This window comes from Ideonella margarita, from assembly GCF_038066635.1.
GTDB lineage: Bacteria > Pseudomonadota > Gammaproteobacteria > Burkholderiales > Burkholderiaceae_C > Ideonella > Ideonella margarita.
Genome location: NZ_JBBUTI010000008.1, coordinates 201,443 through 214,153, shown reverse-complemented (window position 1 = coordinate 214,153; position 12,711 = coordinate 201,443). Strand labels below are relative to the sequence as shown.

Here is a 12,711-nt window from a genome sequence, read left to right as displayed (position 1 = left end):
AGGCCCTGGATGCATCGCCGTCATTTTCTGAACCACGCCTGGCGCGGGGCCGCTGCGGCCTCTGGCCTGGGCGCCGTGCAGGGCCGCTTGTGGGCGGCCGCCCCCGAGGGCGCCAGTACGCCGCCACGGCTGTTGATGGTGTTCCTGCGCGGCGCGGCCGATGCGGCCAGCGTGCTGGTGCCGGTCAGCAGCGATTTCTACTACGAGGCCCGGCCCCGCATCGCCATTGCCCGGCCGGGCGCCCAGGCCGATGCGGCCTTGCCGCTGACGACCGACTGGGGCCTGCATCCGGCGCTGGCTGGCAGCCTCGCGCCGTTCTACCAGCAGGGGCAACTGGCCTGGGTGCCATTTGCCGGCAGCCACAACCTGTCGCGCAGCCACTTTGAAACCCAGGACAGCATCGAATACGGCTTTGACGACATCACGGCCGGTGCCAAGCAGCAGTCGGGTTTTTTGAACCGGCTGGCGCAGCAACTGGGCAGCCAGCGGCGCGACAGCATGGCCTTCACCGACCAGTTGCCGATCGTCCTGCGTGGTGCGCTGCCGGTGCCCAACCTGCGGCTGGCGTCGTCGGTGCGCAATGCAGTGGACGAGCGCCAGGCGGCGCTGATCGCCCGCATGTACCGCGACCAGCCACTGGCCGGTGCGGTGGCCGAAGGCTTCGAGGTCAAGCGCGAGGCCATGCGCGACATGGCCGCCGGCGCCAGCGCCGAGATGCAGGCCGCCAGCCGCAACGCGCTGAGCAGCAGCGGCTTCGAGGCCGAATCACGTCGCGTCGCCCAGATGATGCGCGAGCGTTATCACCTCGGGTTTCTCGATGTGGGCGGCTGGGACACCCATGTGAACCAAGGCAATGCCACCGGCACCCTGGCCAGCCGGCTGGGTGAGCTGGGCCGTGGCCTGGCCGCCTTCGCGGATGCGATGGGCCCGGCCTGGCGTGACACGGTGGTGGTGGTGTTCAGCGAGTTCGGCCGCACGCTGCGTGAAAACGGCAACCGCGGCACCGACCACGGCCACGGCACGGTGTGCGCCGTGATGGGCGGCCGGGTGCGCGGTGGCCGCATCGCCGGTGAGCAGGTGGCGGTGTCGGCCGCCACGCTGCACCAGAACCGCGACTTCCCCGTGCTCACCTCCTACCAGGAGCTGTTTGGCGGTTTGTTCCAGCGCCTCTACGGCCTCAGTCCGGCGCAGGTGCAGGCGGTATTTCCGGGCAGCCAGCCGAAGGACCTCGGCCTGGTGTGAAGCCAGCCCGGGGCTGGTGGCCTCACACCGGCCCCGGCCTTTTTGACCAGCTCGGCAGACGCGCCTGAGGCAGCAATTCCTGCACCGCCCGCGCGGCCTGGTCCATCGCGCCGTGGGCATAGGCATAGGCGCCCGCATCGGCATTCGCGATGGCCACCCGGCCCCAGCCGCGTCGGGCCGTGGTGCAGGGCAGCGGGCCTTGCGGCCAGCAACGGTCCCAGGGGCGCATGTATTCGTAGGCATAGCCATGCGCCCAGCGGTTGATGGTGATGGCCTCGATGTCGCGCTCGGCCTCGAAGCCGAAGTCGCCCAGCCCGGACTGCAGCAGCCGGGTGGTCTCCTGGGCCAGCTCGTCGAACGACCAACCAGTCAGCAGCGCACGGCCGCGGGCGGCCTGCTCACGCGGGGGCAGGGCCGGTTCCTGCGGTGCTGGCAGCACCACCTTCGACAGATGCAGCAGCACGGGTTGGTCTGGGTGCTCGGGCGGGCCGAGCGAGCCCATGCGGACCGGAAAGTCGAGCGCCGCCTCGCGCCAGAAGCCGTCGACCGGCTGCAGGCCGCTGATGCCTGCGCGGTGGAAGGCGCGCCAGTTGTTCAGCAGCACGGTGCCGTACAGCAGCGGCACCTTGACCTGGTCGTTCAGCGCCGCCACCTGGGTGGCCGGCAGCTCGTCGGTCAGCCGTGCCACCACGCGGTGCCAGCAGGCCAGCAGCACCTGCCGGGCGCGTGCCACGCGCAGCTGGCCGTGGCTGTCGAGGTAGCGCACCTCCACCAGTTGCGCTTCGCCCGGCGGCCCGAGGTGGCGCAGGTGCACGGCGGTGGCGCGCAGGCGCAGCCGCACGGGGGCCTCGGGGCGGTCGAGGGCGGCGTGCTGCACCCGGCCTTCGGCCAGGCTGATCATGTCGCTGCCCGGCATGGCCTCCGGGATCAGCTGGCGCAGCAGCGCCCGGGCCACGCCACCGTTGCCGTCGGGGAAGTGGAAGACGTAGGGGTCTTGCCCCTGGTGCAGCAGCCGGCCGCTGGGCGACAGCCGTGTGTCCATCGATGCGCCCAGCCCCAGCCCGCTGAAGCCCGGCAGGCCGGCGGCCCAGGCATCCAGCGCGCTGGTGGCGTCGATGCCCGCGCCGAAGTAGCCCTCGGTATCGGCCTGCAGCCAGCGCAGGGCCTGCGCCCCGAGCCGCCAGTGGCGTTGGTAGAACTGGCGGCAGGTGAGCCGCGAGAGCATGTCGCGCCGGGCAGCGGGCGGCATGCCCCGTGGCAGCACATCCGCCGCTGGCTCGGCCAGCAGCCGGGCCAGTTGCCGCTGCGCGTCGGGCGGCAGCGGCGTGCGGGCCAACCAGCTGGCCGGTGCTTCGCCGGGCTGGCGCAGCACCACCGCAGATCGGCCCCAGGTGCGCGCATCAAACACCAGGGCGCGACTGTTCAGGCCGTGCCGCTCATGCCAGCCGTGGTCGAAGAACTGCGTGTTGAAGCGGGGCCAGTCCACGCCGATGTCTTGCAGCACCTGCTGGACGGCCGGCGAGAACAGGCTGGGGTTGTCGAGCGACTGCGAGCCGCCATAGCCCACCAGCCGCTGGCCGTTGCGGGCGATGAATTCATTGCGCCGGGCATGGCCGCCCACGTCGTCGAGTGCATCGAGCAGCAGCATGCGCACCGGCCGGCCGGCGTGCTTTGCGTAGAGGTGTGCGCCACACAGGCCACTCAGCCCCGCGCCCACCACCAGCAGGTCTTCCACGCCGTCGTCACGCTCAGCAGGCGCTTCACTGACGCCGCCGGCGCGGTCACGCCAGGCGTGGGCCGCAGCGTTCACCGTGTCGGTCTGGCCCTGCAGGCCGGTGCGCAGGGCGGGGTCGGGCAGCTCGCTTCCAGGCGTGGCCGCAGCGGACAGGCTGGCCGTGCCGCCCAGGCCGAGGGCCACGCCGTTCAGGAAATCGCGTCGGGTGATGGCGGCGGCGGGGGCCGCCTCAGGCAAGAGCTGCGGGCGGCCGGGTGAGCGTGACATGCGGGCACTGCAGGATCTGCAGACGTGAAGGAGTGCGCCCATGTTCCCGCACCCGGTGCCCGGCATGCAAGCGGAGCCGCACACCCCCTGCTAAACTTCCGGCTTGTATGGCGCCGATTTGTTCCGGATTGCGGGCGCCTTAAAAATGCCGCTAAAGAGGGACATTCCGGCACGACAGCCCGGTGTCCGACTCTTGAGTCCGGAGCTGGGCTTTGTTGTTTCTGGGGATGAATACATGGCTTCCGTCGGGTACGTGAAGGCACAACAGATGAGGTTCGAGCAAGACCTGCCGCTGCAGAGCGGTGCGGTGCTGCGCGACTACTCGCTGACAGTGGAAACCTATGGCACCTTGAACGCCGACCGCAGCAATGCGGTGCTGGTGTGCCACGCCTTGAATGCCTCGCACCATGTGGCGGGCGTCTATGAAGGCCAGGCCCGCAGCGAAGGCTGGTGGGACAACCTGGTGGGCCCGGGCAAGCCGCTCGACACCGACCGCTTCTTTGTCATCGGCGTGAACAACCCGGGCTCGTGTTTCGGCTCGACCGGCCCGATGGACACCAACCCGGCCACCGGCCAGCCCTATGGCGCCGACTTCCCGGTGGTCACGGTGGAAGACTGGGTGGATGCGCAGGCCCGCGTGGTGGAACGCCTGGGCATCACCCAGCTGGCTGCGGTGCTGGGTGGCAGCCTGGGCGGCATGCAGGCCCTGTGCTGGACGCTGCGCTACCCCGATCGCCTGCGCCACTGCGTGGCCGTGGCTACGGCGCCCAACCTGTCGGCCCAGAACATCGCCTTCAACGAGGTGGCGCGCCGCGCCATCGTCACCGACCCCGACTTCCACGGCGGGCATTTCTATGCCCACGGCGTGGTGCCCAAGCGCGGCCTGCGCGTGGCCCGCATGATCGGCCACATCACCTACCTGAGCGACGATTCGATGGAGGCCAAGTTCGGCCGCGAGATGCGCGAGGGTGGCATTGGCTACAGCACGCAGGACATCGAGTTCCAGATCGAAAGCTACCTGCGCCACCAGGGCGACAAGTTCAGCGAGTACTTCGACGCCAACACCTACTTGCTGATCACCCGCGCGCTGGACTATTTCGACCCGGCCAAGCAGCACGGCGGTGACTTGACCCGGGCGTTCCAGGTGGCCCGCGACAAGAAGTTCCTGCTCGTGAGCTTCACCACCGACTGGCGGTTTTCGCCGACGCGCTCACGCGAGATCGTCAAGGCGCTGGTCGACAACCGGGTGGACGTGAGCTACGCCGAGATCGACGCGCCGCATGGCCACGACGCCTTCCTGCTCGACGACCCGCGCTACCACGGCGTGATGCGGGCCTATTTCGACCGCATTGCCGATGAGCCGGTGGTGACCGCATGACGACCGACAACAAGAACCTGCAAGCCATCGCCGCGCTGGTGCCCGAGGGTGCGCGTGTGCTCGACCTGGGCTGCGGCACCGGCGAGTTGCTGGCCTACCTGAAGAACAAGCGCGGCTGCACCGGCTACGGCGTGGAAATCGACGACGCCAACCTGCTGGCCTGCGCCCGCCGCGGCGTCAACGTGATCCAGCTGAACCTGGAAGAAGGCCTGCAGCTCTTCGAGGACCACAGCTTCGACGTCGTGTTGCAACTTGAAACATTGCAGCACCTGCGCAATACCGAGCGCATGTTGCGCGAAACGGCGCGGGTCGGCCGTCTGGGCATCGTCAGCTTCCCGAACTTCGCACATTGGCCGAACCGCCTGTCGGTGATCCGTGGCCGCATGCCGGTGACGCGCGCCCTGCCGTACCAGTGGTACGACACGCCCAACATCCGCGTGGGCACCTACACCGACTTCGACGTGCTGGCCCGCAAGAACGGGCTGAACATCCTCGACAGTTTTGGCTTGCAGGCGGGTGAGGTGGTGCGCACCTTCCCGAACCTCCGGGCCAGCGTGGCCGTGTTCAAGTTCGAGAAGGCCTGACGCCGGCATCAAGTTCGCGGGGCGGCGGTCGATAACCGCTGCAGGAGCCTCGTCGCTCCTCTCCGGGCCGTCTGGCCCGCAAGGAACCCGCGTGCTTGTCCCGTTCCCCTCCGCTCATCTGCTCAGCAGGCTGCCCAGCCCCGGGAGGTTGGCATGCGCCTGATGTCCCTGTTCCGCCTGATCAACTGGGTGCTGGCGCTGGTGGTGGCCGCCATGTTGTGGCGGCTGGCCGGCACCGACCTGGCCCAGTGGCGCCAGGCCGAGCAGGGCGTGCAGGCGCTGCAGGATCTGCAGCGCGGCCTGGGCCTGATGGAGATGATTTCCCGCGAGCGGGCGCCGTCGTTTGCGGTGCTGGGCGACATTGCGCCGTCCGACACCGCGCCTCAACTGACCCTCACCCGCGCCCGCCAGCGCACCGACCTGGCTTTCCAGTCCCTGCAGCCCACGCCACCAGAAGTGCAGCGCGCGCGCCAGGTGGTGGAGGCCGTGCGCGAGTCCGTCGATGCCATGGCCATGCGCGGCCGCGTGGGTGATGACGCTGCCAAACAGGGCAATGATGTGGGCCGGCTGCGCGATGCGGTGTTGCTGATCACGCCGCTGGTGGATCAACGGGCTGCGGCCACTGGCACGGCGTTTCCGGCGCTGGCGTCTGACGTGAGTGCCGCGATGCTGGCCGCCGATCTGCGCGAGGAAGCGGGCGTGCTGGGCACCTGGCTGCGGCCGGCGCTGCTGCAACAACGCCGATTGACCGAACACGAACTCACCCAGGTGCTGCAACTGCGCGGGCGCATCGAGGCCCGGCGTATCCTGCTCGACCGCCACCTGGGTGCGCACACCATGGGCCCGGCGGTGAAAGAGGTGCGCGAGCGACTCGCGCTCGGCTATTTCGGCCGCACCCAGCTTGAGCTGCAGCGCGTGATCGACGCCGGCATGCGCGGCACCCCCTACGCCACCGACGTGACCCAGTTCGGCGACATCTACGTGCCCGACATGGCGCCCTTGCTGGGCCTGCGTGACGCGGTGCTGGCCCAGGCGCTGAACCATGCGCGTGACACGCTCCAGCAGGCGCAGACCTCATTGCAACTGGTGCTGGTGGCCACCGTGCTGGCGGCCCTGTTGCTGGTGGGCTCGATGGCCCTGGTGCACCACCGGGTGATGCGCCCGCTGGCGGCCACCGCCGTCACCATCCAGGCGCTGGCCGACGGCGAGCCGGTGGCGGCCTGGCCGGCGGTGGAGCGCGACGATGAAATTGGTGCCGTGCTGGGCGCGGTGCGTGCGCTGCAGGCCAGCGAGGTGGCCCGCCGCGCGCTGGAGCAGGAACGAGCCGAGTTGATCGAGCAGCTCAGCGAGTTGTCGAGCACCGATTCGCTGACCGGCCTGTTGAACCGCCGCGCATTTTTTGCAGCCGGTGAGCGTGAGCTGGTGAATGCCCATCGGCACACCATCGACACCGCCGCGCTGGTGATCGACATCGACCACTTCAAGCAGATCAACGACAGCTACGGCCACGCCGTGGGCGACCAGGCGCTGGTGGCCGTGGCGGGGGCGCTGCAGGGCCAGATGCGGCATGGTGACCTGGTGTCACGCCACGGCGGTGAAGAGTTCGTGGTGCTGCTGACCCACTGCGACCTGACCCAGGCCCGTGGCATTGCCGAGCGCCTGCGCCAGACCGTGGCCGGGCTGAACATCGCGACCCCGCTGGGCAGCGCCTTTGGCGTGACCATCAGCGTGGGCGTGGCCGCGCTGGACCTGCAGCTGGTGGCGCTCGACGACCTGGTGGCCCGTGCTGACCAGGCCATGTACCGCGCCAAGCGCAACGGCCGCAACCAGGTGGTGCTGGCCGAGGAGCTGCATGACAACAGCCCCGGGCTGGATGAGCGTGAATGGCGGCTGGCTCTTGTGGCGGGTTGACGTGGCTGGTCGTCAGCTGCCCGATGGCTCGCCCAGCACCTGCCCGCGCCTGGCCAAGCGGCCGGCCAGCTCACTCAGGCTGGCATAGGCTTCGCCCAGCGCCGCGTCTCGGGCGCTCATGGCCTGGCCTTGAGCCGCCAGCACCGCGCCATCACCCCGCGCAGCCGGGCCCGTCAACGCGGCCCGTGGCCCCAGCGCCTGCACATTGCTGCTGACCTGCGTGAGGAAACCCTGCGCCAGGCCCGGCACCCAGGCGGGTGGCACGCCCGTGCCCTGCCAAAGCTCAGTCGCTACCGCCTGCAAGACCGGCAGGAAGTTGCTCGCGAACACGGCAGCCCCGTGATACAGCGGTTTGTGGGCGGCCTGCAATTCGAAGCACCGGCCGCCGATCTGCTCGAACGCAACTTGAGCCCGCTGCAGCGCCGCTGCCGTGCCTTCAAGCGCGCACACCGTGCCGGGGAACTGCGCGCAGGCGCGGTCCGGATCGGCAAAGCTCAGGGCCGGATGTGCACTGGCCACGTCCCAGCCCAGCGCCTGCAAGGGCGCCATCTCCGTCGAGGTCAAGAAGCCGCTGCAATGCCAGGCCTGCGCCGGCGCCCAGCCTCGGGCCTGGCTGAGCTCGGCCAGTTGCGCGGCGACGCTGGCGATCTGGGTGTCCGGCACAGCCAGCAGCCACACGTCGGCCGGTGGCATCTGCGCCAGTGCCGTGCAGGCCGTGCCCGCGCCCAAGGCTTCAATGGCGGCCTGCGCATGCCCGGGCTGGCGCGCCAGCACCGCCTGCAACTGCGCCATGCCCGCATCCAGCCAGAGCCGGCTCAGGCTGCGTCCGACCCGCCCGGGGCCCACCACGTTCAAGGTCCACATCGGGCGATTGTCGGGGGTGGATGCAGTCGCAGGTATCAAAGCGGCATCAACGCGGCATGAACGCCGTATCAAAGCGGCGCGGTGGGGCCCAGCGCCGCGTACTCGGCGGCCTGCTTCTTCTTCCAGCCGCCGATGGCGCGTTCCATCTCGCCGATGTCGAAGATCGCGCTTTGCAGCAGCGTCATCTGTGCCAGCGCGTCGGCGGTGCCGTGGTCGCGGGCGTGGTTCAGGGCGAGCTTGCTGCCGGTGATGGCCAGCGGGCTCTTGCTGGCGATGTCGCGGGCCAGTGCCAGCGCGTGGGCTTCGAGTGCGGCCACGTCCGGCAACACGGCGTTCACCAGCCCGGCGTCGAGCGCGCGCTGGGCCGGCAGCTTTTCGCCGGTGTAGGCCATCTGGCGCACCAGGCCTTGCGGAATGATCTTGGGCAGACGTTGCAGCGAGCCCAGATCGGCCGCCATGCCGACCGTGATCTCCTGGATGGTGAAGAAGGCATCGGCGCTGCACACGCGAATGTCGCAGGCGGCTGCCAGGTCGAGTGCGCCGCCGATGCAGCCCCCCTGCACCGCGCAGATCACCGGGAAGCGCGCTTCGTCGATCGCGGTGAAGCAGTCCATCAGGCGGCGCAGGCCGGTCTGGAAGGCCAGGCGCTTGCGGGCATCGCTGGTGTCGAGCATCGGCAGGCCGCCGGCAAACACCTCCAGCGCCATGCCGGCTGAAAAGTGCGGCCCGGTGGAGCTGATCACCAGCACCCGCGTATCGCCGGCGTCGTCGAGCTCGCGCACCGCGTCGCGCAGCGCCGGAAAAAACGCCGGGTCCATGGTGTTCATGCGATCCGGGCGGTTGAGCACCAGACGGGCGATACCGGTGGCGGTGTCCAGCTGCAGGTCGAAGGCGCGTGTCGTCATGGGGTCTCCGGAATGATGTTTGTGGGGCGAAAGCCTACCGTGTTCCTTGGGGCCTGCCATCACGCAGGTGACAGCACCGCGTAGACTGCCGGGATGGATCAGATCGTCACTGCCGATGGAGTGCGCCTGCAGGCGCGTGTGTGGCCGGCTTCGGCCAATGCGGAGCGGGTGCGTGGGCAGGTGCTGCTGGTGCATGGCCTGGGCGAACACGCCGGCCGCTATGAGCATGTGGCCCAGGCCTTGTGTGCCCAGGGCTGGCAGGTGGTGGCCTACGACCAGCGCGGCCATGGTCAGTCGGGTGGCGGGCGGGGCGTGATCCCCGATCGCAACAGCCTGCTGCAAGACCTCGGCCGTGTGGTGGATGCCGTGCGCCCGCTGCAGCCCGGCCCGCTGGTGATGCTGGGCCACAGCCTGGGTGGCCTGGTGGCCGCGCGCTATGTGGCCGAGGGCCTGCATGTGAAGCCGGCGGCCTGGTGGCGCCCGGTGGATGCGCTGGTGCTGTCGTCACCGGCCCTCGATGCCGGCATGAACCTGTTCCAGAAGCTGCTGGTGGCGGTGGGCTCCAGCCTGGTGCCGGGCCTGGCGCTGGGCAATGGCCTCAAGCCCTCGTGGATCTGCCGCGACCCCGCCGTGGTGGCCGCCTACGTGGCCGACCCGCTGGTTCATGACCGCATCTGCGGCCGACTCGCCAAGTTCATCGCTGATGCCGGCCCGGAAGTGCAGGGCATGGCGGCCTCGTGGCGCGTGCCCACCTTGCTGATGTGGGGCGGCGCGGATCGTTGCGTGGCACCCGCGGGCAGCGCGCGGTTTGCCGCTGCTGCGCCGGCTTCGGTGCAGGCGCAGCCCTGGCATGCCCTGGCGCACGAAATCTTCAATGAGCCGGAGCAGGCCGAGGTGCTGGCCGCGCTCAATGGCTGGCTGAACGCCCGCTACCCGGCTGCCCGCTGAGCCAATGGCGGGTCAGTGACGGAAACGGCCGTCGCGCGTGACGATGGCCGTGTCGACGAAGGTGGAGCCGGCGTGCTCGGCCGCCGGCCAGCTGACCTTGAAGCCGTCGATGTCGAGCTGTGCGTCCTTCATGGCCGCCAGCCAGCGGGGTCGGCTCAGGTCGCGGCCACAGCGGCGCAGGGCTTCGGCCAGCGCGCGCGTCGTGACATAACCTTCCAGGCTGCCGTACGAAAAGTCCTGGTCCCGGAACAGGGCGCGGAAGGCGTCTTGATAAGCCCGGGTGAGGGCGGTCTTTCGCTCCCACGGGCTGTGCATCACCTGGGCGAACACCATGCCGTTGGCCAGTGGCCCGAGGTGTTTGGCCAGCTGCGCAGAGCCCGAGTTGATGCCCCAGAAACTGGTGTTCAGGCCAGCTTGCCGGCTCAGCCGGATCAGGCGCTCATAGACGCCCGCCGAGCCATGGTTGAACACCAGCTCCACCTGCTTGTCACCCAGCTGCTGCACGAAGGCCTGCAAGCCGGCATCGGTGATGTCGCCCTTGAACGGCATCGGCAGGCGCACCTCCATGCCCAGCGGGCCGGCGATGCGCCGGACGTTGTCGAGGTGCTGGCGACCCGTGTCGGAATCGGCCTGCAGAAAACCCACGCGGCGCATGCCCAGGCTGGCGCCGTGGTTCAGCAGCGCCCGGAACTCTTCGCGGTGCTCGGCGCGCACCGGAAACACTAGCGACTGCAGCGGCCGGCGCAAACCGGGCGAGCCGGCCATCGGCCCGAACAGCGGCACACCGGTGTCATTGGCCACGCCCATCACGGCGGTCGACGGCCCGCCTTCGATCGGCCCGAACAGCGCGAACACGCCGTCTGCCACCAGCTGCCGGGCATTGGCCTCGGCTTCCGCGGGCTTGGCATGGTCGTCCATCACCTTGATCTGCAAGCGCCGGCCCGCCACGCCGCCCGTGGCGTTGATCTGCTGCACTGCGGCTTCGATGCCCTGGCGAATGGCCACTGCATAGTCGTTCTTGGCGTTTTCCAGCGAGATCGTCTGCCCGAGCAGGATCTGCGTCGGCGTGATGCCGGCCGTGGGGTTGGCGGCGGGCGCCGGTATGGAGGGACTCGCTGGCTGGGCTAGCGCCATCTGCCACGGGGTGCTGGCGGCCAGCCCGACCGCCGCGCCACCCGTCAGTTGAAGATACCGGCGGCGAGTGGGGGAGGGTGCAGTCATCAGCCCAGCATACGTCAGCCTCAAACCGTCGCACAATCTGTGGTGTTTACCGACACCGAGGACACCTTGCATCATGAATGCACCTGACACCCTGGCTCCGCTCGATCCGGCACAACTGCATCGATTCGTGGACGACGCCTGGCGCGAACGCATCGTGCCCAGCCTCATAGACTACATCGGCGTGCCCGCCAAGAGCCCGATGTTCGACCCCGACTGGGAGAAGAACGGTCTGATCGACAAGGTGGTGCGTGACGCCGCCGACTGGGTGCTCTCCCGCAAGGTGCCTGGCCTGACGCTGGAAGTCATCCGCCAGGAAGGCCGCACGCCGGTCATCTTCTTTGAAGTGGCCGCCACCAAGCCGGCCAGCACGCAGACCGTGCTGATGTACGGCCACCTCGACAAACAACCCGAATTCAGCGGCTGGCGCTCGGACCTCGGGCCCTGGACGCCGAAGATCGAGGACGGCAAGCTCTATGGCCGCGGTGGCGCCGATGACGGTTATGCCGTGTACGCCGCGATCAGCGCCGTGGAGGCCCTGAAGGCGCAGAACGTGCCGCACCCCCGCATCGTCGGCCTGATCGAATCCTGCGAGGAATCCGGCTCGTACGACTTGCTGCCCTACCTCGACCTGCTGCGCCCGCGCCTGGGTGAAGTCAGCCTCGTGGTCTGCCTGGATTCAGGCGCCGGCAACTATGACCAGCTCTGGCTCACGACCTCGCTGCGCGGCAACATCACCGGCACGCTGAAGGTGGAAATCCTCACCGAAGGCATCCACTCGGGCGATGCCAGCGGCTTGGTGCCGTCGAGCTTCCGCATCATGCGCATGGTCCTCGACCGCCTGGAAGATTCGAAGACCGGCCGGCTGCTGCCGGAGGCTTTCCACTGCGAAGTGCCGTCCGAGCGCGTGGCCCAGGCCCGCGCCACCGCGCACATTCTGGGTGACGAGGTGTGGAAGCGTTACCCCTGGGCCTGCGGCGCTGATGGTGCCTTCGCACTGGCCACCGACACCGACCCGGTGGAGGCGCTGCTCAATCGCACCTGGCGTCCGACCTTGTCGGTGACGGGCGTGGACGGCATGCCTTCGCTGCAGAACGCCGGCAATGTGCTGCGCCCGTTCACGGCCTTCAAGCTGAGCCTGCGCCTGCCGCCCTTGGTGGAAGGCCACACGGCCGCGGTGCAACTCAAGGCGCTGCTGGAAGACAACGCGCCCTACAACGCCAAGGTCACGTTCCACCCGGACGGCCGCATGAACGACTGGGGCGCCACGGGCTGGAATGCCCCGACGCTGGCGCCGTGGCTGGAGGCCGCGATGGACACGGCGTCACGCCGGCACTTCGGTGCGCCGCTGGGCTACATCGGCCAGGGCGGCACGATTCCGCTGATGAACCTGCTGCAGCAGGGCTTCCCGATGGCCCAGATGATGGTCTGCGGCGTGCTCGGCCCGAAGAGCAACGCGCACGGCCCGAACGAGTTCCTGCACATCGGCTACGGCACCCGCCTGACGTCGGCGGTGGCCGAGGTCATTGCCGCGCACCCTTGAGGTGATCCGGCGTTCAGCGTTTCGGCACTGAGGCAAGCAAAAAGGCCCGCAGCAAGCGGGCCTTTTTTTGTCTGCGACGGGCGCAGGGTGTGCGGTCAGCGGTGCCTGGGAAGGCC

The 12,711-nt window shown here is 69.2% G+C and carries 10 protein-coding genes and 1 riboswitch; of the genes, 6 read left to right on the top strand and 4 right to left on the bottom strand.

The genetic code is table 11. The features are described 5' to 3' along the window. Positions 1–9: 9 nt before the first annotated feature. A complete protein-coding gene (locus tag AACH00_RS13410; protein WP_341399654.1) occupies positions 10–1,242 on the top strand; it encodes a DUF1501 domain-containing protein in 1,233 nt (410 codons plus the stop codon). 22 nt (positions 1,243–1,264) lie between these two features. Here AACH00_RS13410 and AACH00_RS13405 read toward each other — a convergent pair whose 3' ends face one another. Next, a complete protein-coding gene (locus tag AACH00_RS13405) occupies positions 1,265–3,244 on the bottom strand; it encodes a flavin monoamine oxidase family protein (protein WP_341399653.1) in 1,980 nt (659 codons plus the stop codon). 100 nt (positions 3,245–3,344) lie between these two features. After that, positions 3,345–3,420: riboswitch (SAM riboswitch) on the top strand. Positions 3,421–3,479: 59 nt separating this feature from the next. On the opposite strand from AACH00_RS13405, the gene metX reads away from it, so the two are divergent. The 3 genes from metX (at position 3,480) to AACH00_RS13390 (ending at position 7,117) form a co-directional block, all read left to right on the top strand. After that, a complete protein-coding gene (metX, locus tag AACH00_RS13400; RefSeq protein ID WP_341399652.1) occupies positions 3,480–4,622 on the top strand; it encodes a homoserine O-succinyltransferase MetX in 1,143 nt (380 codons plus the stop codon). After that, positions 4,619–5,206, top strand: coding sequence for a methionine biosynthesis protein MetW (metW, locus tag AACH00_RS13395; protein WP_341399651.1), 588 nt, complete (start codon positions 4,619–4,621; stop codon positions 5,204–5,206). Before metX ends, metW begins: the two co-directional genes overlap by 4 nt. A 153-nt stretch (positions 5,207–5,359) precedes the next feature. Further along, positions 5,360–7,117, top strand: a complete 1,758-nt coding sequence (locus AACH00_RS13390; RefSeq protein WP_341399650.1) for a GGDEF domain-containing protein — start codon at positions 5,360–5,362, stop codon at positions 7,115–7,117. Positions 7,118–7,129: 12 nt separating this feature from the next. Here AACH00_RS13390 and AACH00_RS13385 read toward each other — a convergent pair whose 3' ends face one another. Further along, positions 7,130–7,981 carry a Rossmann-like and DUF2520 domain-containing protein gene (locus AACH00_RS13385; protein ID WP_341399649.1) on the bottom strand — a complete coding sequence of 284 codons (852 nt, stop codon included), beginning with the start codon at positions 7,979–7,981 and terminating at the stop codon, positions 7,130–7,132. A 68-nt stretch (positions 7,982–8,049) separates the two neighbouring features. Further along, entirely contained in the window at positions 8,050–8,886 is an 837-nt protein-coding gene (locus AACH00_RS13380; protein WP_341399648.1) for an enoyl-CoA hydratase-related protein, read from the bottom strand. Positions 8,887–8,979: 93 nt separating this feature from the next. Between AACH00_RS13380 and AACH00_RS13375 the strand changes: the two genes are divergently transcribed. Continuing rightward, the gene (locus tag AACH00_RS13375) at positions 8,980–9,834 is read left to right on the top strand and encodes an alpha/beta fold hydrolase (protein WP_341399647.1); all 855 of its coding nucleotides are present in this window, start codon (positions 8,980–8,982) and stop codon (positions 9,832–9,834) included. 12 nt (positions 9,835–9,846) lie between these two features. On the opposite strand, the gene AACH00_RS13370 is transcribed toward AACH00_RS13375, so the two are convergent. Next, a complete protein-coding gene (locus AACH00_RS13370) occupies positions 9,847–11,055 on the bottom strand; it encodes an ABC transporter substrate-binding protein (protein WP_341399646.1) in 1,209 nt (402 codons plus the stop codon). Between the two features lie 73 nt (positions 11,056–11,128). Here AACH00_RS13370 and AACH00_RS13365 point away from each other — a divergent pair, with 73 nt between their 5' ends. Beyond that, positions 11,129–12,595, top strand: coding sequence for a M20 family metallopeptidase (locus tag AACH00_RS13365; RefSeq protein WP_341399645.1), 1,467 nt, complete (start codon positions 11,129–11,131; stop codon positions 12,593–12,595). Positions 12,596–12,711 lie beyond the last annotated feature (116 nt).